Source organism: Vibrio sp. TRT 2004 (assembly GCF_050113735.1).
Classification (GTDB): domain Bacteria; phylum Pseudomonadota; class Gammaproteobacteria; order Enterobacterales; family Vibrionaceae; genus Vibrio.
In genome coordinates this window covers 144,100-165,524 of the sequence record NZ_JBNJOH010000003.1, presented here as the reverse complement: position 1 = coordinate 165,524, position 21,425 = coordinate 144,100, and the positions used below count along the sequence as shown (strand labels likewise).

Annotated in this window: 18 protein-coding genes; 4 read left to right on the top strand and 14 right to left on the bottom strand. The window is 44.4% G+C overall.

The window, feature by feature from the left end; all coding sequences use genetic code 11:
- The first annotated feature begins 225 nt into the window (after positions 1–225).
- Complete coding sequence (locus ACQEXR_RS02600; protein ID WP_269376620.1) at positions 226–408, top strand: DUF3545 family protein; 183 nt, start codon at positions 226–228, stop codon at positions 406–408.
- A gap of 38 nt (positions 409–446) precedes the next feature.
- Here ACQEXR_RS02600 and ACQEXR_RS02595 read toward each other — a convergent pair whose 3' ends face one another.
- From ACQEXR_RS02595 to nfo, 3 genes are all read right to left on the bottom strand, one after another.
- Entirely contained in the window at positions 447–998 is a 552-nt protein-coding gene (locus ACQEXR_RS02595; RefSeq protein ID WP_138972498.1) for a hemerythrin domain-containing protein, read from the bottom strand.
- A 104-nt stretch (positions 999–1,102) separates the two neighbouring features.
- On the bottom strand, positions 1,103–1,786 hold the full coding sequence (gene ung, locus ACQEXR_RS02590) for a uracil-DNA glycosylase (RefSeq protein WP_138972499.1): 684 nt from the start codon (positions 1,784–1,786) through the stop codon (positions 1,103–1,105).
- Between the two features lie 237 nt (positions 1,787–2,023).
- Positions 2,024–2,908 carry a deoxyribonuclease IV gene (gene nfo / locus ACQEXR_RS02585; RefSeq protein ID WP_427019706.1) on the bottom strand — a complete coding sequence of 295 codons (885 nt, stop codon included), beginning with the start codon at positions 2,906–2,908 and terminating at the stop codon, positions 2,024–2,026.
- Between the two features lie 328 nt (positions 2,909–3,236).
- Between nfo and grcA the strand changes: the two genes are divergently transcribed.
- Together grcA and ACQEXR_RS02575 are read left to right on the top strand one after the other, a co-directional pair.
- Positions 3,237–3,614, top strand: coding sequence for an autonomous glycyl radical cofactor GrcA (gene grcA / locus ACQEXR_RS02580; RefSeq protein WP_138972501.1), 378 nt, complete (start codon positions 3,237–3,239; stop codon positions 3,612–3,614).
- A 116-nt stretch (positions 3,615–3,730) separates the two neighbouring features.
- Positions 3,731–4,591: a LysR family transcriptional regulator gene (locus ACQEXR_RS02575; protein WP_138972502.1), complete on the top strand. Its 861-nt coding sequence runs from the start codon at positions 3,731–3,733 to the stop codon at positions 4,589–4,591.
- Here ACQEXR_RS02575 and ACQEXR_RS02570 read toward each other — a convergent pair.
- The 6 genes from ACQEXR_RS02570 to secA all read right to left on the bottom strand — a co-directional run bounded on the left by ACQEXR_RS02570 (position 4,527) and on the right by secA (position 14,632).
- A complete protein-coding gene (locus tag ACQEXR_RS02570; RefSeq protein ID WP_427019703.1) occupies positions 4,527–5,306 on the bottom strand; it encodes a TSUP family transporter in 780 nt (259 codons plus the stop codon). The genes ACQEXR_RS02575 and ACQEXR_RS02570 overlap by 65 nt on opposite strands.
- Positions 5,307–5,486: 180 nt before the next feature.
- Entirely contained in the window at positions 5,487–8,720 is a 3,234-nt protein-coding gene (carB, locus tag ACQEXR_RS02565) for a carbamoyl-phosphate synthase large subunit (RefSeq protein WP_138972504.1), read from the bottom strand.
- 16 nt (positions 8,721–8,736) lie between these two features.
- A complete protein-coding gene (gene carA, locus ACQEXR_RS02560) occupies positions 8,737–9,876 on the bottom strand; it encodes a glutamine-hydrolyzing carbamoyl-phosphate synthase small subunit (protein ID WP_138972505.1) in 1,140 nt (379 codons plus the stop codon).
- Positions 9,877–10,401: 525 nt separating this feature from the next.
- Positions 10,402–11,211 carry a 4-hydroxy-tetrahydrodipicolinate reductase gene (dapB, locus tag ACQEXR_RS02555; protein WP_138972506.1) on the bottom strand — a complete coding sequence of 270 codons (810 nt, stop codon included), beginning with the start codon at positions 11,209–11,211 and terminating at the stop codon, positions 10,402–10,404.
- Positions 11,212–11,307: 96 nt separating this feature from the next.
- The gene (gene mutT / locus ACQEXR_RS02550; RefSeq protein WP_426950760.1) at positions 11,308–11,706 is read right to left on the bottom strand and encodes an 8-oxo-dGTP diphosphatase MutT; all 399 of its coding nucleotides are present in this window, start codon (positions 11,704–11,706) and stop codon (positions 11,308–11,310) included.
- Between the two features lie 199 nt (positions 11,707–11,905).
- Positions 11,906–14,632, bottom strand: coding sequence for a preprotein translocase subunit SecA (gene secA, locus ACQEXR_RS02545; RefSeq protein WP_331416235.1), 2,727 nt, complete (start codon positions 14,630–14,632; stop codon positions 11,906–11,908).
- Between the two features lie 319 nt (positions 14,633–14,951).
- Between secA and ACQEXR_RS02540 the strand changes: the two genes are divergently transcribed.
- Positions 14,952–15,404 carry a DUF721 domain-containing protein gene (locus ACQEXR_RS02540; RefSeq protein WP_331416234.1) on the top strand — a complete coding sequence of 151 codons (453 nt, stop codon included), beginning with the start codon at positions 14,952–14,954 and terminating at the stop codon, positions 15,402–15,404.
- A gap of 57 nt (positions 15,405–15,461) precedes the next feature.
- Here the strand turns inward: ACQEXR_RS02540 and lpxC are convergent, their stop codons facing one another.
- From lpxC to murC, 5 genes are all read right to left on the bottom strand, one after another.
- Positions 15,462–16,379, bottom strand: a complete 918-nt coding sequence (lpxC, locus tag ACQEXR_RS02535) for a UDP-3-O-acyl-N-acetylglucosamine deacetylase (RefSeq protein WP_138972510.1) — start codon at positions 16,377–16,379, stop codon at positions 15,462–15,464.
- Positions 16,380–16,476: 97 nt separating this feature from the next.
- The gene (gene ftsZ / locus ACQEXR_RS02530) at positions 16,477–17,712 is read right to left on the bottom strand and encodes a cell division protein FtsZ (protein ID WP_331416232.1); all 1,236 of its coding nucleotides are present in this window, start codon (positions 17,710–17,712) and stop codon (positions 16,477–16,479) included.
- Positions 17,713–17,742: 30 nt separating this feature from the next.
- Positions 17,743–19,005 carry a cell division protein FtsA gene (gene ftsA / locus ACQEXR_RS02525; protein ID WP_138972512.1) on the bottom strand — a complete coding sequence of 421 codons (1,263 nt, stop codon included), beginning with the start codon at positions 19,003–19,005 and terminating at the stop codon, positions 17,743–17,745.
- On the bottom strand, positions 18,998–19,780 hold the full coding sequence (locus ACQEXR_RS02520; RefSeq protein ID WP_331416231.1) for a cell division protein FtsQ/DivIB: 783 nt from the start codon (positions 19,778–19,780) through the stop codon (positions 18,998–19,000). Before ACQEXR_RS02520 ends, ftsA begins: the two co-directional genes overlap by 8 nt.
- A gap of 183 nt (positions 19,781–19,963) precedes the next feature.
- Complete coding sequence (gene murC, locus ACQEXR_RS02515; protein ID WP_138972514.1) at positions 19,964–21,424, bottom strand: UDP-N-acetylmuramate--L-alanine ligase; 1,461 nt, start codon at positions 21,422–21,424, stop codon at positions 19,964–19,966.
- Between the last annotated feature and the right edge of the window lies 1 nt (position 21,425).

Below are 21,425 nucleotides of genomic sequence, written 5' to 3'. Positions count from 1 at the left end.
CAGCGAGTTAACAACCTAGCGATGGCAAATTAGCGCCAATTTGCCACCCAACCGAACAAAAAACAACCAGTCACACCCTGTCAATTTGTGACTCGCTAGCACAATATCAGCAAAAACTTCATTGAAACGTAACAAATGAGAAACGAATCAAGGTTACGGTTGATTTAGATATGGTATTAAAAAATGACCCCATTTAGAGGGACAAAAATCATAACGAGGTAGCTTATGGAAGGCTTAAACTTTGAAGAAATGTATGAACAGGATTTTCCAAAAGGACGAGTTGGCCGTTCAAAACCGGTTAAGCGTAAATGGCGAGAAATCGAAGCGATAAAAGATCGCCAGCGACTACAAAGAGAGTTAATGGATATGGATATCGGCTTTGATGATTTAGAGAAAGTTGAATTATAAAAAAGAGGCGTTTTCGCCTCTTTTTTTACTTTTTTATATTAAATGCATTCGTGTTCGGTTTGATGAACACGTTCGGCCAACTCTTTGTACTGCTCAGCAATCGTAGTGCCAAAGACAGGATCATCTTCACACACACTCCATTGCTGTTCTACAGCCTGCCAATCCTGTACCGTAAACTTATCGATCAGATAAGGGAATATCGACTTCTCTTCTATTTCTAGATGCGCTTTCTGTGAATCAAGAAAACCCTCGAGTTGCTCGATAAACATATCTTGTGGAATCACGGCGTCCTGCAACACCATATCGACAACACCAAGAAAATCATGGGTCTTCTTGGACAAGGTCTCGTGCTCTAACTCCAAATTATCAATTTGGTGGTGATGACCATAATGCTCTGTGTAGTAGTGATACAGAATGTCTTCTTTAGGGTGGTGAACTTTTTCTGAATGGTTAGCGAGGTAATCAACTAACTCTCTTAATACACGATAATTCACCGGGCGCTCACTTTTCAACTGCGTTAACTTATGACGTAGCAGAGCAAGTAAACGAACCATATAGCCATGCTCTCGACGTATCCTTTCAATCATCATAGCGACTCTCCTTAACACCTATATTTAATAAGTGTATAAGAGGACCGCTCTTCCCGCTTTGATCATGACCAAAATTTAGACAAACATCGAACAATAGGAGACGTTCAGTCCACTTGCAACGGCAAGCGCCATTCAATCGGCGTCAATCCTTGCTGAATCAATATCTGGTTTGCTTGTGAAAAATGGCGACAGCCAAAAAAGCCTCGATGAGCAGAAAGCGGAGAGGGATGCGGACCTGCCAAGACAAAATGCTTATTGCGATCAATAAATCGACCTTTTTTCTGCGCATGCGCTCCCCAGAGAAGGAATACAACACCACTCTGATGTTGATTAACGGCTTCTATCACTCTGTCTGTGAACGTTTCCCATCCTGACTTAGCGTGAGAGTGTGCCTTTCCTTGCTCTACCGTTAATACAGTATTCAATAATAAGACACCTTGCTCAGCCCAGCTTTGCAAATAGCCATGGGCTGGCACTTCAAACCCTTCGATATCTTGTGCGAGTTCTTTATACATATTGACAAGTGAAGGCGGTGTTTTTACACCAGGAAGAACAGAAAAACATAATCCGTGAGCTTGATTGGGGCCATGGTAAGGATCTTGACCCAAAATCACCACTTTCACATCGCCAAATTCAGTCGATTTAAACGCGTTGAACACATCTTTTGCTGGAGGATAAACCACTTTGCCCAATGCCCTTTCACTTTCTACAAACGCTAAAGTCTGTTTAAAGTAATCTTGCTGTTTTTCAGCTCCGATAACATCGTGCCATGTGAGTTGAGACTTCATCCTCTATTCCTTCTACCTAAAACTTGCGCTTCAATTGTCGCAAAATAAGTAGAAGGAACAAAGATAAGATTACTGCTTCTGTGGTGTACGGTAGTGACCTTGTCCCGTAATGTGACGATTTGGCATAGGGTAACGAACAGGACGCGCAGCAGTATAAAAAGAAGAATAAGGCATAATGACCTCTCCATTGCATTGAACACAGAACAAGCCATGAAAAATTAATGCCAACATTTTCTTTTATTCAGTTTCACTTAATGCCTGATGATGAAACTCTCTTAATTTGGCGATTTCTTGCGACCAAATATCGGGGTCAATGGTCTCTAGAATCAGAGGTATGCCATCAAATCTTGCATCTTTGGCAATATATTCAAAACAGTGCCAGCCTATCTCCCCAACTCCTAAAGAGTGATGGCGGTCTACTTTGCCACCTAACGCTATTTTTGAGTCATTAATGTGCATTGCCTTCAAATAGCGCATACCAACGATAGAATCGAACTCAGCAAACGTTGCGTCACAAGCAGTAAAACTGCTCAAATCGTAACCAGCCGCAAATGTATGACAGGTATCAATACAGACCCCCACACGTGATTTATCCTCCACCTGCTCAATAATCTCTGCGAGATGTTCAAATCGCCATCCCAAGTTGGTTCCTTGACCCGCCGTATTTTCGATAACGGCAACGACGTCTGGAACCGCTTGGTGAGCAAGATTAATAGACTCGGCAATACGAGATAAACACTCTTCTTCTGAAATTTTCTTTAAGTGACTCCCTGGGTGGAAGTTGAGCAGTGTTAGACCAAGCTGATGACAGCGCTCCATTTCATCAATAAACGCAGCCCGAGACTTAGCGAGTTTGTCCTCTTCAGGCGCGCCCAAATTAATCAGGTATGAATCATGTGGCAATATCTGCTGCGCAGAAAAACCCAACATTTTGCAGTTTGCTTTAAAGGCCGAGATGGTTTTCTGATCCAATGGCTTGGCCACCCACTGCCTCTGATTTTTCGTAAACAGAGCAAAGGCATTGGCCCCGATTTCACGAGCTCTGAGTGGAGCTTGATCAACACCACCCGCGGCTGAGACATGAGCACCAATAAATTTCTTTCCGTCGCTAATTTTTATCATTGTCATTTAATCACTTTACACTTTCAGAATGGCTACCAATTAACAGGTATTTAGTGCACTAGGTTCAATTTTTCAGCTAATTTTGTAGTAAATTTACAACAAAAAGGTCATTTAAATATTTTTTATACATTCAAATTTATTGTAAATACATTGTTTTTAAAGATTTTATTGATTTAGAACAATAAAACAACCTTCATTTATTTAATGTTTTTGGTTGTTATTTGACATAAATCAATACTATCATAGTGGATATTGGCTATATAATACGTAGCTCAACAAAATTCGAAAGTTAACACCAATTAACCACTAAGTGGACTAGGAGATAGTAATGATCCAAGGTATTCAAATCACTAAAGCAGCAAACGACGATCTACTTAACTCAATCTGGCTACTAGACAGCGAGAAAAACGAAGCACGCTGTGTTGCAGCAAACGCAGGCTTTGAAGCAGATCAAGTTGTTGCGATCAACGAACTTGGCGAGTACGAAAGCCGCGAAGTTGCTATCGAAACAGCACCACGCATCGAAGGTGGTCAACACCTAAACGTTAACGTTCTTAAGCGTGAAACTCTTGAAGATGCTGTTGCTCACCCAGAAAAGTACCCACAATTGACTATCCGCGTTTCTGGCTACGCAGTTCGTTTTAACTCACTAACAGTTGAACAGCAACGTGACGTAATCGCACGTACTTTTACTGAGTCTCTATAATCTCAGTTTATGAACTCGAAAAGGCGCTCATTGAGCGCCTTTTTTATGTTTGCTCTATCTTAGCCACACGAGTGTAAGATACATTAACCCTATTCTTCCGCTACAGAATTGACAAGATGCTATTAGAAGGTATCGAAACCTTACTCGTTTTAAGCAAAGCGAAAACCATGAGCCGCACTGGCAGTCTGCTCTACATTAGCCAATCGGCCGTCAGTAAACGTATTGCCAATTTAGAAAGCAAGCTCGGTAAAAAGCTGATCGTGCCAGATGGACGAAATGTTCAACTCACTCAGGATGCCCTCAATCTTATCAATAGTATTGGGCCCGCTTTTAACGAGCTACAGGGACTGATCAATGATCAACAGGTCATGGCGGATCAAAGCATTTTAAAACTCGATTGCTCGGAAACCTTGGTTGCAGGCTATTTATCGACGGTTATCGCGGACTACTTTCAAATTGATCCCTATCTGACTCTAACCACTAATCACACACCAAGAATCGTTGAACACGTTCAATCCGGTAAAGCACACATTGGTGTATGTGCCGGTCATCTTTCCAAGCAGAACAATCTTATGCAGTTTCACTTGATTGATGAAGCCTTCTATATCGTATCGGATCAAAAGCTTGCCGCCCTACCCAATACGATCATTACCAATGATCTGAATAATCCAGCGAACAGTTACCAACTCGATATTTTAACCCGTCTTAATATCAAGCCGATCATGCAGATGGACTCCTATTCAGCCGCAGCTCAACTAGCAATGCAAGGAATAGCGCCAGCTTTAGTACCAATCTCGGTGATCAAGGCGATGAAAATTGAGCCCAAATACTGTTCTCATTTCGAACAATTGAGCTCTCTATACCGCCCGATTCATATTTGTTGTCGAACGTCTTCTTATCAAAACCCAAGGATCAGAACATTGATAACAACCATTGCTGATGCTGTTCCCAAAGCAGCTTCAGTGCCATTAGCATAGACATGGTAATCACCAGAGGGCGGATCCACTTTTGCCCTTTAGTCACCACGACCTTTGCGCCTAGTTGTGCTCCGATAAATCCTCCTACTGCCATGACTAAACCGATCTCCCAAACAGGCAAGCCAGCGAGAACAAAAAATAGTAATGCGGCGATATTAGATGTGAAGTTAAGTACCTTGGTTCGAGCGGTCGCATCCACCAGCGAAAAGTGACCTAAAGCCACAAAACAAACGGTAAAGATAGAACCAGTTCCCGGACCAAAAAATCCATCATAGAATCCCACGCCTCCGCCAACGGAAAAGGCGAACATGGCTTCAGAGATCTTTGCCTGCCCTGAATACTGCTTGGTTTTTGGGGTAAGAAGAAAGTAGAGTGAGATAGCAACCAGCAAAATCGGTATTAGGCTTGTTAAGACGCCTGCGTCGATATATTGCACCGCCTCAGCACCAACGGCTGAACCGATAAACGTACATGCTATCGCCAAACGCATTTCTTTAATGCTCACTAAGCTATTACGCACGAAATACCAGCTTGCGGAAAAGCTGCCAAACGAACTTTGAAGTTTGTTGGTTGCCAGCGCTTGCGTAGGCGGAACACCAGCAGCAAGAAGTGCAGGCAGCGTAATTAAACCACCGCCTCCAGCCATTGCGTCAATAAAGCCAGCAGTGGTCGCTGCGATGAAAAGAATCGTCAGAATTTCGAGTGTTAGTTCCATTCTCAATCAATTGGTTATCAGCTATCTGTTAATCAAAATATCATCAAGTTAACAATTCACTTAGAGAAAGATTCGACTACAACCCATTCCATATTTTCAACAATATCGAGATAAAAAAGCCCGCTCAAATGAGCGGGCAATGAGGTTGTCATATAAGCTCTGTTGCGAGCCTACTGATTTTTATTTCGCTTCGTTCGCCGCGACTCTTGCGTGCAGCTCTTGAACTGAAGTTACCGACGTTTTCGCGTCTGCAGTGTGTGCCATACACACAGCAAAAGCTGCGTTTAGCGTCGTTGTGTAGTTTACTTTCTCTGCCAGTGCGCCACGACGTAGTACTTTAGAATCCTCAATCGCTTGACGACCAGAAGCCGTGTTGACGATATAGGTGTACTCATTGTTCTTGATACGGTCAAGAATGTGTGGACGACCTTCGTGTACCTTGTTCACTAGACGAGGGTTAATGCCCGCTTCACCTAGAATTACCGCTGTACCATGCGTTGCATCTAGTTGGTAACCAAGCTTAGTTAGTTTAGAAGCAAGGTCCACTACACGCTGTTTATCGCCTTCACGAACAGACAGTAGCGCACGACCACCTTCTGGGTAAACCGCGCCACAACCAAGTTCTGCTTTAGCGTAAGCTTCAGCAAACGTTGCACCGACACCCATCACTTCACCAGTAGAGCGCATTTCAGGGCCTAACAGTGGGTCAACACCTGGGAATTTGTTGAATGGTAGTACAACTTCTTTCACTGAGTAGTATGGTGGGATGATCTCTTTAGTGAAGCCCTGAGACTCAAGAGATTGACCCGCCATAACACGCGCAGCAATTTTCGCTAGTGGTGCACCTGTTGCTTTCGATACAAATGGAACCGTACGTGCAGCACGTGGGTTGACTTCAATTAGGTAAACTTCGTTATCTTTCACTGCGAACTGAGTGTTCATTAGACCACGTACACCAAGTTCGAAGGCTAGCTTCTCAACTTGCTCGCGCATCTTGTCTTGGATTTCTTGGCTTAGCGTGTAAGCAGGAAGTGAACATGCCGAGTCACCTGAGTGAACACCCGCTTGCTCGATATGCTCCATGATACCGCCGATAACCACACGCTCACCGTCACAGATAGCATCGATATCAACTTCCGTTGCATCATCTAGGAAACGGTCAAGAAGAACTGGCGACTCGTTCGATACGCTAACCGCTTCATTGAAGTAACGACGTAGGTCTTGCTCATCGTATACGATTTCCATCGCACGACCACCAAGTACATAGGAAGGACGTACAACAAGTGGGAAGCCAATTTCTTTCGACTTCTCAACCGCTTGTTCCATAGTGGTTACGGTCGCGTTTTCTGGCTGTAACAGGCCTAAACGCTCAACTGCTGCTTGGAAACGCTCACGATCTTCGGCACGGTCGATTGCATCTGGGCTAGTACCAATGATTGGTACACCCGCGGCTTCAAGCGCACGAGCCAGTTTAAGTGGAGTCTGACCACCGTACTGAACGATAACGCCTTTTGGCTTCTCAACACGCACGATTGAAAGTACATCTTCCAGTGTTACAGGTTCGAAGTACAGACGGTCAGACGTATCGTAATCGGTAGAAACTGTCTCTGGGTTACAGTTGACCATGATAGTTTCGTAACCATCTTCACGTAGAGCAAGTGATGCGTGAACACAACAGTAGTCAAATTCAATACCTTGGCCGATACGGTTTGGACCTCCGCCAAGAACCATGATCTTATCTCTATCTGTCGGTTGAGCTTCACATTCGTCATCGTAAGATGAGTACATGTAAGCCGTATCAGATGAAAATTCAGCCGCACACGTATCAACACGTTTGTATACCGGATGAATATCATACTGGTCACGCAGACGACGGATTTCGCTTTCCGATACACCTAGGATTGAAGATAGACGAGCATCAGAGAAACCTTTGCGCTTCATCTTACGCAGAACATCTTCCGTTAGACCAGCAAAGCCACCCGCTTTAACTTGGTTTTCTAGGCTAACAAGTTCTTCAATTTGAACAAGGAACCAACGGTCAATTTGCGTTAGGTTGAATACGCCATCGACTGACATACCAGCACGGAATGCATCAGCGATGTACCAAATACGCTCGGCACCGGCTTCTTTCAGCTCATGGCGAATAGTTGTTAGTGCGTCTGGCGCATCTAGGTCAACCATCTCGTCAAAACCATTTGCACCAACTTCTAGACCACGAAGTGCTTTTTGTAGAGATTCTTGTTGGTTACGACCAATCGCCATAACCTCACCAACGGACTTCATCTGAGTTGTTAGACGATCGTTAGCACCTGCGAATTTCTCGAAGTTAAAACGAGGAATCTTTGTTACTACATAGTCGATAGTTGGTTCGAATGATGCAGGAGTTGCACCACCCGTGATGTCATTTTGTAGCTCATCAAGCGTAAAACCAACAGCCAGTTTCGCTGCAATCTTCGCGATTGGGAAACCTGTTGCTTTAGAAGCTAGAGCAGAAGAGCGAGATACACGAGGGTTCATCTCGATGATAACCATACGGCCATCTTTCGGGTTGATACCAAACTGTACGTTAGAACCACCTGTTTCAACACCAATTTCGCGCAGTACCGCTAGAGATGCGTTACGCATCAGTTGGTATTCTTTGTCGGTCAACGTTTGAGCTGGAGCAACTGTAATTGAGTCACCCGTGTGAATACCCATTGGGTCGAAGTTCTCGATAGAACATACGATGATACAGTTGTCCGCTTTATCACGAACCACTTCCATCTCGTACTCTTTCCAACCGATTAGAGATTCATCGATTAGCAGTTCGTTTGTTGGAGAAAGGTCAAGACCACGACGACAGATCTCTTCGAACTCTTCTTTGTTATACGCGATACCACCACCGGTACCACCCATAGTGAATGAAGGACGAATAATACAAGGGAAGCCAACCATATCCAGAACAGCGTAAGCTTGTTCCATTGTTTTCGCCGTATCAGCACGTGGACACTCAAGGCCGATAGACTTCATCGCTTTATCGAAACGAGAACGGTCTTCTGCTTTATCGATAGCGTCAGCCGTTGCACCAATCATCTCTACACCGAATTCGGCAAGGACGCCGTGCTTCTCTAGGTCTAGTGCACAGTTAAGCGCTGTCTGACCACCCATCGTTGGAAGAACCGCATCTGGACGCTCTTTTTCGATGATCTTACGCACGACTTCCCATTGAATTGGTTCAATGTAAGTGGCATCCGCCATGTCTGGGTCAGTCATGATGGTTGCTGGGTTCGAGTTAACAAGAATTACTCGGTAACCCTCTTCACGCAGTGCTTTACATGCTTGAGCACCAGAGTAGTCAAACTCACATGCCTGACCGATAACAATCGGGCCTGCACCTAGAATTAGAATACTTTTTATGTCAGTACGTTTTGGCATTCTCTACTACTCCGAATTAAGCGCTGTGTTGTTTGATTAGTTCGATAAAGTGGTCAAATAGCGGAGCCGCGTCATGTGGACCTGGGCTTGCTTCAGGGTGACCTTGAAAGCTAAATGCTGGCTTATCCGTACGGTGGATACCTTGAAGAGAGCCATCAAATAGTGACACGTGAGTTGCACGCAAGTTCTCAGGTAGCGTTGCTTCATCCGCCGCAAAACCGTGGTTCTGAGAAGTAATCATCACAACATTGCGGTCTAGGTCTTTAACTGGGTGGTTAGCACCATGGTGACCGAACTTCATCTTCACAGTCTTCGCACCAGAAGCTAGTGCTAGGATTTGGTGGCCAAGACAGATACCAAAGACTGGCAAACCTTTTTCTAGGAATACTTTTGTCGCTTCAATTGCGTAAGTACATGGTTCTGGATCGCCAGGGCCGTTCGATAAGAATACGCCATCTGGATTCAGAGCTAAGACTTCTTCCGCTGAAGTTTCAGCAGGCACAACGGTTAGGCGGCAGCCTCGGTCAACAAGCATACGCAGGATGTTGCGTTTTGCACCGAAGTCGTAGGCAACAACATGATATGGCAGCTCGCTATCGTCTTGCGCTTCAGGAAGTCCACCCTCAAGCGTCCACGAGCCCTGTTTCCATTGGTACGCTTCTTTTGTTGTAACTTCTTTCGCAAGGTCCATACCTTTTAGGCCAGGGAATTCTTTCGCTTTAGCAAGAGCTAGAGCCTCGTCTAAGTTGTTACCAGCGACGATACAACCGTTCTGTGCACCTTTTTCACGCAAAATACGAGTAAGTTTACGCGTATCGATATCAGCAATGCCGACGATATTTTGCGATTTAAGGTAGTCAGAAAGGGATTGTTGGTTACGGAAGTTAGAAGCGATAAGAGGAAGATCGCGAATCACAAGGCCTTGTGCGTGGATTGAAGAAGATTCTTCGTCTTCGGTATTAGTACCGGTATTGCCAATGTGAGGATAAGTAAGGGTGACGATCTGTTGGGAATAGGAAGGATCAGTGAGGATTTCTTGGTACCCCGTCATCGAGGTATTAAAAACAACTTCACCAACGGATAAACCATCTGCTCCAATGGAAACACCGCGGAACACTGTCCCATCTTCTAGGACTAACAGTGCTGATTTACTCAAGACAACCTCCAGAATAAAAATGCAAAAATAATAAATTTAACTGCAAATTTGCCTTCCTTGGCGCAATAAAAAAGCGCAAATAGGTATTTTAGACAAATTGGCGGTATTCTAAAGACGCTTGCGGTTCGTGTCAACATAGACATGAAAATAAATTTACTATTTAAAGCAGTTAAAACAAAAAATGGTTTTAGACCCCCAAAAAAACAAGTTTACTCGCGATTAGCAATCGTGTTCATGAAAATACGATGAATCTCACTAACCATAACAGATTTCAGATCACACTTTTTTAGCCGTGATTTACGCAAACGTTGCACCACCAAAGTTAACTATCACTTTTAAGCATTTAATACCAATAAGTGGCAATAATCGCCAAAAATACAACTAAACTTAACTAGTCACTGCGCTTTAATAAAGGGTATAGCAGCCCCTAACTATGGGCAGATACAAAAAGCGCCGGGACAACCCAGCGCATAATTATTTAATATTGCTTTAATGATTTGAGCGTATAGACCCATTCACCCCAAATTAGAGTTCATTGAGCCCAAGTACATCTGTCATTGTATAAAAACCGGCTGGCTTCTCTTTTAGCCACACCGCGGCTTTCACAGCACCGTTGGCAAACGTCATTCTATCGGTCGCCTTGTGTGTAATCTCAACACGCTCACCAATATCAGCAAACATAGCGGTATGTTCGCCAATGATGTCGCCTGCACGAATGGTTGCGAAGCCGATTTCATCTTTTGTACGTTCACCCGTAATACCCTCACGTGCGTATACGGCGACGTCATTGAGCTTATTGCCCATAGCTTCAGCAATCGCTTCGCCCATACCAATAGCAGTCCCTGAAGGAGCATCAACTTTATGTCTGTGGTGAGCTTCTACAATTTCGATATCGCAGTAATCACCCATTACTTTGGCGGCTTTCTCTAGAAGTTTAAATACTAGGTTAACGCCAACCGAGTAATTTGGCGCCATTACTACAGGGATCGCTTTAGCATGTTGATCAATCATTTCACGTTCTTGATCTGAAAATCCGGTTGTCCCGATCACAATGCACTTTCCGTGTTGCTTACAAAGCTCAATATTCGCCAACGTGCTCGCGGGGGCGGTAAAGTCAATGATCACATCAAAGTTATCAACCTCTTTTGCTAGGTCATCAGTCAGAAAAACGTCGAGCTTCCCTTCACCGCATAATTCGCCGATATCCACACCCACTAATGATGATTCAGGGCGTTCTGAGCCAGCTGCCACTTGAGCTTGCTGGTTTAAGTAAGTCGCTTTAACTAGATTGCGGCCCATGCGACCCGCTGCTCCTGCAATTGCAATACGTACCATTGCATTTTCTCCATTCTTCGAATAGTTGTTCTTATAGCCAATTGGATAAAACTAACAGTATTAATAGGCGATGGCTAGTCGGCTATAGAGTGCAAGTTAGCAAAACTCTTTTACTACTCGCTCTAGAATCGGCACATTGGCTTCAGGAAAGGTGTAATTAACAAGTTCATCTATCGCAACCCACAAACCCTGTTGCCCTTCTTTACCGTAGGGTTCACCTTCAAATTGAGTCACTGTCATGAAATCAAATTTGAGTGACTTATCTGGATAATCAAACTCCAAGTGTTCAAAAGGTTGCTGCTCGGTAGTCGTAATACCAATTTCTTCTTCAAGCTCTCGAATCATGGCCTGTTCAATGGTTTCACCTTGCTCAACTTTACCGCCAGGAAACTCCCAGAAGCCCCCTTTATGCTTGTCATCTGGACGTTTTGTAATGAATACCTGTGATTTATCGAGGTTAAAAATAATACCCGCGACAATATGGATTCTTTTCATCTGACTTCCTAATTACTTTGGTTGCCATACCCTGCAACGGGGCAGACTGTTCTAATTACAACCATTAGATACAAAAAGAGCCGCAAACGCGACTCTTTATATTATCAATTTTCCATAGCAGCACGCGTTAAGGACAACCAGGCAATGCGGAGTTTACGTGAGTAAATAGGCACTGCCGACGCTGTCCTCAGCCAAGACATTAGTTTATTTGTCCGTGGCACTGCTTGTATTTTTTACCACTACCACATGGGCATGGTTCGTTACGTCCCACTTTACGTTCATCACGAACGACCGGTTGGTGAGCACCTTGCGATTCATCACTATCAGACAACTGATTATCAGCAGACGCATGTTGAGCTTGCGCACGTCGAGCCGCTTCTTCAGCTTGAGCAAGACGCTGAGCTTCCATACGTTCTACTTCTTCCTGCTGTTGAACGCGGACCTTAGAAAGAATCGTGATCACGTCAGCTTTTAGAGAATCAAGAAGACCTTCAAACAGTTCAAATGACTCACGTTTGTATTCTTGCTTAGGGTTCTTCTGTGCATAACCACGTAAGTGAATACCTTGACGAAGGTGATCCATCGCAGCTAGGTGTTCTTTCCACAATGTATCTAGCGTTTGTAGCATGACAGATTTTTCAAAGTTACGGAGTACTTGCGCACCGACCACTTCTTCTTTCTGTTTGTAAACGGCTACCGCGGTATCTAGGATCTTCTCGCGCAATGCTTCTTCGTATAGCTTGTCATCTTCCTCAAGCCACTGTTTGATTGGGGCATTGAGGTCAAAGTCATTTTTAAGACGCTCTTGAAGGCCTTCAATATCCCACATATCTTCCAGAGATTGTGGTGGGATGTACTCATCAATCGTTGCAGACAGAACATCAACGCGGTTTTGTTCGATCATTTCGCTGATGTCTTCAACATTCATCAGTTCATCGCGAAGTTCGTAAACAACCTTACGCTGGTCATTCGCCACGTCATCGTATTCGAGCAACTGCTTACGAATATCGAAGTTACGACCTTCTACTTTACGCTGAGCTTTCTCGATCGAACGAGATAACATCTTAGATTCAATCGCTTCACCCTCATCCATACCACTTTGGATCAGGCTTGCCATACGATCAGAGGTGAAGATACGCAGCAGTGAGTCTTCCATCGATAGGTAGAAACGAGAAGAACCTGCATCACCTTGACGACCAGAACGACCACGTAACTGGTTGTCGATACGGCGAGATTCATGACGCTCTGTACCAATAATATGCAAACCACCCGCTTGCAGAACTTGGTCGTGAACCACTTTCCATTCAGCTTTAATTGCATCAATCTGCTCTTGTGAAGGATTTTGCAATGCCTCCACTTTCGCTTGCCAGCTACCACCCAACACGATGTCGGTACCACGACCAGCCATGTTAGTAGCGATAGTGACCGCGCCAGGAATACCTGCTTCTGCAACGATCTCTGCTTCTCGCTCGTGGAACTTGGCGTTAAGAACATTGTGCTTGATTTTGGCTTTCTTCAATGCATTAGAAAGAAGCTCAGATTTTTCAATCGAAACCGTACCCACTAGAGATGGCTGACCTTTCTCAACACGTTCTTTAATGTCTTCGATGATCGCGTTGAATTTTTCAGCTTCGGTACGATAAACCACATCTGGCATATCGTTACGAATCATTGGCTTGTTGGTTGGAATAACAACCGTTTCAAGACCATAGATAGACTGGAATTCGAACGCTTCTGTATCTGCGGTACCTGTCATACCTGACAGTTTTTCGTATAGACGGAAATAGTTCTGGAAAGTGATCGATGCCAGAGTCTGGTTTTCATTCTGGATCTTCACGCCTTCTTTTGCTTCTACCGCTTGGTGTAGCCCTTCTGACCAACGACGTCCCGGCATTGTACGGCCAGTGTGTTCGTCAACAATAACCACTTCACCATCTTCGGTAACGATGTAATCGACGTTTTTCTCAAACAATACGTGAGCGCGCAGAGCGGCATTCACATGATGTAGTAGACTGATATTGGTTGGTGAATAAAGTGTGTCACCCTCTTCCATCAGTCCATTTTTAATCATTAGCTCTTCAACAAATTCTTGACCCGTTTCAGTCAAGTGAACTTGCTTAGACTTCTCATCTACAGTGTAGTGACCGTCACCGCGGTACTCTTCTGAATCTTCTTTATCTTGTTTTTGTAGATGTGGGATCAGGGTATTAATGCGAGTGTAGAGCTCTGAGCTATCTTCAGCAGGGCCTGAAATGATCAGCGGCGTACGCGCTTCATCAATCAGAATCGAGTCCACCTCATCGACAACAGCAAAGAAGCGTTCACGCTGTACGCGGTCTTCGGCACGGAAAGCCATATTATCGCGTAAGTAGTCGAAACCAAATTCGTTGTTTGTGCCGTACAGAATATCGGCTAGATAAGCTTGCTTCTTCTCTGGTGGCGCCATGTTAGGCACGTTCACACCAACAGTCATACCTAGGAATTCAAATAAAGGACGGTTTGTTTCTGCATCACGTTTGGCTAGATAGTCATTCACCGTAACAACGTGGACACCTTTACCTGGAAGGGCATTTAAGTAGGCAGGCAAGGTTGCTGTTAATGTTTTACCTTCACCTGTACGCATTTCTGCGATTTGGCCTGCGTTCAGTACCATACCACCGATAAGCTGAACGTCGAAATGGCGCATGCCATAAACACGCTTAGATGCTTCACGTACCGTTGCAAAAGCTTCTGGTAGTAATTTATCTAACGTTTCACCCTGTTCTAAACGCTGACGGAACTCAACCGTTTTAGCTTTTAACTCTTCGTCAGATAGAGCTTCAAACGTTGGTTCGTAATTATTAATCTCTTTTACAATTTTTCTCAGGCGTCGCAGTGTTCTGTCATTGCGACTGCCAATTACCTTTGTCAGTAGCTTAGTTATCATTTGCTATGAATCTCTCTTTATTTAGATCGGGCCCGATCTATTTCAATGCCTTCAGTCTCTAACAGTTTTTTACTAAGAATACTGAGATAAATCACGTAACTCAGATATTGAGATGAGAACTCTAGATTTCAAGGCTTATATCACTATAAGTGGCGCATAGTTTATGAAATTTTGCCTCCGACAACCAATAACAAGGTGATTTGTTTGAAGCATTCTTTATTTTTTGACGTTATATGATGGAAGTTTATTCGTTATCTGCCCTATCTTCGTACCAATCCTTTGACTAAAATAGGGCTGACTATGGAACTTGAGGCTCATTATGAGAGACCATCGCCCGACGTTAGGTGACGAGATCATTGCCGATTCACGACTTTCGCAGCTCCAACAGCACGCAAAAGAGATCATGACGATCAACAAAGAATTAAAGGTAATTCTGCCCAGAGGCGCGGAAGATCATTGCCGGGTGGCAAACATTCGCGATAATCAACTGATCCTCGAAGTGGCCAGTGCAGCGATCAAAATGAAGATCGACTATGAGCGTTTGCATATCCTTAATCAATTACGAGCAAAAGGTTTTGCTCGCCTCATTGGTGTAACGGTACAGATCAACCCAGATCTTTATCGAAGTCGTGAAGAGAAAAAAGAGAGCTCTAAGCCTCGCGACCCTATTTCTGAAACAGCCGCTCAGTACTTAGAAATGATTGCCAGTGGTGCATCACCTAAAGTTAAGGCTCGTTTGGAAAGCTTAGCGAAGCTTGCTAACAAAGATTAGTTTTATTGTAGGCATAAAAAAGCCAGACTCTCGTCTGGCTTTTTTAATTCAATCTACTTATGCCAATACTACATTTGGCTCGGCAAATGCTACCGGAGACGTTGATTCTTCTTCGAAAGTCACCCACTCCCACGCTTCTTGATCAGCAAGTACTGAACGAAGTAGCTGGTTGTTTAGACCATGGCCTGATTTGAACGCACGGAACTCACCAATAATTGGATGACCACACATGTAAAGATCACCAATTGCATCAAGAACTTTATGCGTCACAAACTCATTTTCGAAACGAAGGCCTTCTTCATTCAAGATACGGTACTCATCAAGCACGATAGCGTTATCGAAGCTACCACCTAGAACTAGGTTCTGTGATTGAAGGTATTCAATATCGCGCATGAAACCAAACGTACGTGCACGAGAGATTTCTTTCACGAAGCCTTGAGAAGAGAAGTCAAACAACAAGTGTTGCTCATCTGCATCAATCGCTGGGTGATTAAACTCAATTTCGAAATCCATGCGGAAGCCATTGAAAGGAACAAACTCAGCCCACTTATCGCCATCTTCAAAGCGTACTGGCTTTTTAATGCGAATAAAGCGTTTCGCCGCGTTTTGCTCTTCAATACCAGCCTGTTGCAACAAGAATACGAACGGGCTCGCACTGCCATCCATAATTGGAATTTCTGGCGCATCGACTTCAACAACGATGTTGTCAATGCCCATACCAGCAAGAGCCGCATTTAAGTGCTCTACTGTAGAGATACGTACACCTTGATCATTCACCAGCGCTGTACATAGCATTGTATCGCGCACAGATTCTGGATCCGCAGGAAAATCAACCGGTGGATTTACATCGGTACGGCGGTAAATAATGCCTGTATTTGCAGCTGCTGGGCGAAGAGTAAGTGTGACTTTACGACCAGAGTGGAGACCCACACCAGTTGTTTTCACTATTTCTTTCAGAGTACGTTGTCTGATCATCTACTTTGCCTCAGTAAAAATGCTACAAATCACGGTCAATGGTGATATTGACCGTGCATGCTACCACAAAATTGAACAGTGTCAAATTGCGATTGTATTAGTCAGCTTGACGACGTAAGAAGGCTGGAATATCTAAGTAGCCGCTTTCTTTGTCCGCTTTCGGCGCTGCACTTTGGCTTGCACTCGAACCAGACGACGCAGATGTCGTTGGCTGAGGAGTTACCTGTGGCTTGTCCTGCAAAGTTGATGCCGTTTTCTCTTCCACTTTATTGACGGTTGCATGCTGAGATGTCACCGCTTGTGGTTGAGTCTGTGGCTGAGCAACTGGCGCAACTTTCGCCTTACCGCCCGCAACTAGCGTGATGTCAGGTTTCTTCTCGTTACCAATACCCGTAGCAACAACTGTTACACGAATTTCATCTGCCATATCAGGATCAAGTGAAGTACCAATAACAACCGTAGCGTTATCTGATGCGAAAGCTTTTACTGTATTACCTACAGTTTCAAACTCGTCTAGACGCATATCTAGACCCGCAGTGATGTTCACAAGTACACCACGTGCGCCAGCAAGATCGATATCTTCAAGCAGCGGGCTTGAAATCGCCATTTCAGCCGCTTCTTCTGCACGGTCTTCACCTTTTGCAACACCGCTACCCATCATCGCATGACCCATTTCCGACATAACTGTACGTACGTCAGCAAAGTCGACGTTAATCATGCCAGGACGAGTAATCAGCTCTGCAATACCCTGTACTGCATTCTTCAATACATCGTTAGCACTCGCAAAGGCTTCAAGTAGTGTAATACCACGACCAAGTACTTTGAGAAGCTTTTCATTAGGAATCGTGATTAATGAATCCACATGTTTAGAAAGCTCTTCAATACCTTGTTCAGCAAACGCTAGGCGTTTCTTGCCTTCAAAGCTAAATGGCTTAGTCACTACAGCAACAGTCAAGATATTGAGCTCTCTTGCTACTTCTGCAATTACTGGGGCTGCACCTGTACCAGTACCACCACCCATACCAGCTGCGATAAATACCATATCGGCACCACTCAGCTCTTCTTTAATTCGATCACGATCTTCGAGAGCTGCGTCACGCCCAACTTGTGGGTTTGCACCTGCGCCAAGTCCTTTTGTGATATCACCACCAATCTGAATAACGCTATTCACGCTGGTTTTACGAAGTGCCTGAGCATCAGTATTAATACTAATAAACTCAACACCTTCGATGGATTCACGTACCATGTGTTCAACGGCGTTACCGCCACCGCCACCAACCCCAACGACTTTAATTACTGCATCGTCAGACATTTCCATCATCGGTTCAAACATGTGTTATCTCCGTTTTTCCTGCTGCTCAGGTTAAAACTCTTTTTGTATCCAATTACGCAAACGACCAAATAAACCCGTTACAGAGGCACGAGAGGGCTCGTTATACTCAGTATCATCATTTACTCGTGCATCTCTTGCGTAATGAAGTAAACCAACTGCCGTAGAATGATACGGCTCTTTAACGTAATCAGTTAAGCCACTCACCTCTAAGGGTTTGCCGACTCTAACTTGGTTGCGGAATACACGTTCCGCACATTCTACCAAACCTTCAATCTGTGACGCTCCTCCTGTGAGCACCACTCCTGCGGCTAGGTGATGTTTAATCCCTTCTTCGCGCAGTTTTTCTTGTACGGTATCGATAGTTTGGTTAACCAGTCCCATCAACTCAGTATAACGAGGCTCAATCACTTCAGACAAAGTCTGTCTTTGTAAACTGCGTGATGGGCGTCCGCCTACACTTGGAACGTTAACTGTATCATCTTTACTGACTAACTCACTTAGAGCACAGCCATATTTCACTTTAATTTCTTCAGCATCACTAACTGGGGTACCGAAGGCAAAAGCGATATCACTTGTCACTGCATTGCCAGCGTATGAAAACACTTCGGTATGACGCAATGCGCCGCCAGTCCAAATGGATACATCCATCGTACCAGCACCGATGTCTACAACACAAACACCAAGCTCTCGTTCATCTTCAGTGATCACAGCATTACTTGCTGCTAACCCTGAATAAACCAGATGCTCAACTTTGAGTCCACAACGCTCGACTGCTTTTATGATATTTCTCGCCATATCATTGTGACAAGAGATCAGGTGCACGCTAACTTCCATGCGCACTCCTGATAAACCTAGCGGATTTTTTATCCCTTCTTGATAGTCAATCGTAAATTCTTGAGGGATAACGTGCAGAATGCGCTGTTCGTCACCAATCTTAATTGATTTGGCAGTATGAATCGCACGATCCATATCTTCTTGAGAGACCTCTTCATCCGAAATGGTTCCCATGCCTTTCTCAATTCGGCTAGCAATGTGACGCCCTGAAAGGGAGATAAACACATTCGTGATATCGCATTCTGCCATCAGCTCTGCTTGATCGACCGCTCGCTGAACCGATTTTACAACCGATTCAAGGTCATTCACGCCACCTTTATCCATCCCGCGGGAAGGACTGCTGCCTGCGCCAATAATATTGATTTGACCGTCAGGCAATACTTCACCCACGAGAGCCGATACGGTTGCAGTGCCTATATCAAGACCAACAATAATGCTGTCATCAGCGGTCTTAGTCATCTGTATTCTCTTGCTCTAACTCTTGTTCTGGGAACCATCCAATTGAGGCTCCCGTATCATACCTGAGGTCGATGTAGCTTACTCGCTGAGCATCGCTACCCAAATTCTGATAAAGCGAAACAAAGCGCTCTATCCGTTCCTGTAGTGACTCTTTGCCTAGCTCGAGGCGAATTCCGTTATCTAGGATAATCTGCCAAGCTCGGCGTTCATTCAACACCAAGGAAGTAATCGTTAAGTTAAGTGACTGAAACTTTGGACTGATCTCACGCCACACTCGCAACACTTCTTCGCTACTGTTTTGCGGTCCATAAAGTTTTACTCGCTCTTCATCCAATTTGGCTATGTCACCGTCGAAAACTTGCCCATCTTCATTGAGTAGTGCATTGCCATTCCAGATAGCCTCTGCATGAAACTCAGTAAGAAAGACTTTAACCGTGTCAGGCCATTGTTTACGAATTGAGGCATGTGATACCCAGGGGATAGACTCGGCCATATTTTGTAGCACGTTAATATCCTGCGACATAAACGTTCCAACATGATCAAGCTGAGCAAATGCTCGCTGTACATCAGCGGCTGAAACGTAATGTAATTCACCCTGGAGCACGATTTTAGATAGCGGAAGACGCTGGTCATCCCACATCCAAGAGATCGTAGAGTAAAGGAGAGAGCCTATTAACAACAATACCACCAGCAAGAATGCGCCACCTAGAGCGTGTTCTTTAACTAGTGGTTTAGAGGTTAAACGACGGCCTTCATTAAAAGCACTTTTAATCAAAGTCCATAGTCCTTGCCAATTAGCTCGCTTATTTTCCCTATCTCAATTCGTATATAGAGGCAAAAGCACTTACTTTAACCTTCGGATTATACTGGCGTCATAGAAAGTATCAAACACTGATGTTAAGAAATCGCCACTTAAAACCGAATAAGTGACGCAATTAGTCAAAATTCAATGTTTAAATCAAGCTTGAGACATCTTATCGATATTTAACTCAAGAGCTTCGAGCTGTTTCGCTACCTTACCAACATCACCCGCACCTTGAGTTAGTACTAAGTCACCATCTTGTAAAACATTAGCGAGAACTGAAGGTAACGCCTTGCTATCTGGAACAAAAATCGGATCAATCTTACCGCGACTACGAATAGTCCTACATAAAGAGCGTCCATCGGCTCCCGAGATAGGTTTCTCACCTGCAGAATAAACATCCAACATGATCAGAACATCAACTTGTTCGAGTACATTGGCGAAATCATCGTAAAGATCTCGTGTTCGGCTATAACGGTGAGGCTGAAAAATCATAACGAGACGTTTATCCTGCCAACCATTGCGTGCAGCTTGAATGGTCACATCAACTTCCGTTGGATGATGTCCATAATCATCGACCAGCATGGCCTGACCATTACCGGTATTGAACTCACCAAGGTGTTCAAATCGGCGTCCTGTACCTTGAGTTCCGGCCATGGCTTTTAGAATGGCCTCATCACTGATGTCATCCTCAGTAGCAACCGCGATTGCCGCAGACGCATTCAGTGCGTTGTGCCTACCAGGAATATTGAGAGTAATATCTAAATCCGGTTTGCCATGGCGAATAACGGTGAATTTGCCTTGTTGCCCTTCTTGTCGGTAATGAGTAATGCGTACATCCGCATCCTCAGAGAAACCATAGGTGATCACCTGACGGCTAATGATTGGAACCAATTCTCGTACCACAGGATCATCAATACATACGATCGCTTGACCGTAAAATGGAAGGTTGTGAAGAAAATCGATAAATGTCTGCTTTAGAGTCTCAAAATCACCACCATAGGTATCCATATGATCAGCTTCGATATTGGTGACAATGCTGACCATTGGCTGAAGGTGTAGGAATGAAGCATCACTTTCATCCGCTTCTGCAATTAAGATACGGCTCGAACCGAGACGAGCATTAGTTCCGACACTCTTAACAAGACCGCCATTAACGAACGTTGGATCTAAGCCAGCTTCTGAGTAAATTTGTGTGACAAGTGCAGTGGTTGTGGTTTTACCATGTGTACCAGCAACCGCAATGCCGTGGCGGAAGCGCATTAACTCAGCAAGCATTTCAGCACGACGAACGACCGGAATACGTGCTGCGCGCGCCGCTATTATCTCTGGGTTTTCTTCATTGATGGCAGTTGAAACAACGACAACACTCGCCTCTGAAACATTTTCTTTTGCATGGCCAATAAATACTGTCGCGCCTTTCTTAATCAGACGTTCTGTCGTCACATTAGCCGCAATGTCTGATCCAGAAATTTGATATCCTTCATTCAGTAATACTTCGGCAATACCGCTCATACCTGCACCACCAATACCGATGAAGTGAATGCATTTTACGCGGCGCATCTCTGGCACCATAGCTCTAATCTGAGCCAAATCTTGAGTATGTTTAACTGTCATG

Excerpts from the sequence above, each read along its gene's own strand:
- ACQEXR_RS02600 (WP_269376620.1), top strand. The coding sequence starts at position 226 with ATGGAAGGCTTAAACTTTGAAGAAATGTATGAACAGGATTTTCCAAAA.
- ACQEXR_RS02595 (WP_138972498.1), bottom strand. The coding sequence starts at position 998 with ATGATGATTGAAAGGATACGTCGAGAGCATGGCTATATGGTTCGTTTA.
- ung (WP_138972499.1), bottom strand. The coding sequence starts at position 1,786 with ATGAAGTCTCAACTCACATGGCACGATGTTATCGGAGCTGAAAAACAG.
- nfo (WP_427019706.1), bottom strand. The coding sequence starts at position 2,908 with ATGATAAAAATTAGCGACGGAAAGAAATTTATTGGTGCTCATGTCTCA.
- grcA (WP_138972501.1), top strand. The coding sequence starts at position 3,237 with ATGATCCAAGGTATTCAAATCACTAAAGCAGCAAACGACGATCTACTT.
- ACQEXR_RS02575 (WP_138972502.1), top strand. The coding sequence starts at position 3,731 with ATGCTATTAGAAGGTATCGAAACCTTACTCGTTTTAAGCAAAGCGAAA.
- ACQEXR_RS02570 (WP_427019703.1), bottom strand. The coding sequence starts at position 5,306 with ATGGAACTAACACTCGAAATTCTGACGATTCTTTTCATCGCAGCGACC.
- carB (WP_138972504.1), bottom strand. The coding sequence starts at position 8,720 with ATGCCAAAACGTACTGACATAAAAAGTATTCTAATTCTAGGTGCAGGC.
- dapB (WP_138972506.1), bottom strand. The coding sequence starts at position 11,211 with ATGGTACGTATTGCAATTGCAGGAGCAGCGGGTCGCATGGGCCGCAAT.
- mutT (WP_426950760.1), bottom strand. The coding sequence starts at position 11,706 with ATGAAAAGAATCCATATTGTCGCGGGTATTATTTTTAACCTCGATAAA.
- secA (WP_331416235.1), bottom strand. The coding sequence starts at position 14,632 with ATGATAACTAAGCTACTGACAAAGGTAATTGGCAGTCGCAATGACAGA.
- ACQEXR_RS02540 (WP_331416234.1), top strand. The coding sequence starts at position 14,952 with ATGAGAGACCATCGCCCGACGTTAGGTGACGAGATCATTGCCGATTCA.
- lpxC (WP_138972510.1), bottom strand. The coding sequence starts at position 16,379 with ATGATCAGACAACGTACTCTGAAAGAAATAGTGAAAACAACTGGTGTG.
- ftsZ (WP_331416232.1), bottom strand. The coding sequence starts at position 17,712 with ATGTTTGAACCGATGATGGAAATGTCTGACGATGCAGTAATTAAAGTC.
- ftsA (WP_138972512.1), bottom strand. The coding sequence starts at position 19,005 with ATGACTAAGACCGCTGATGACAGCATTATTGTTGGTCTTGATATAGGC.
- murC (WP_138972514.1), bottom strand. The coding sequence starts at position 21,424 with ATGACAGTTAAACATACTCAAGATTTGGCTCAGATTAGAGCTATGGTG.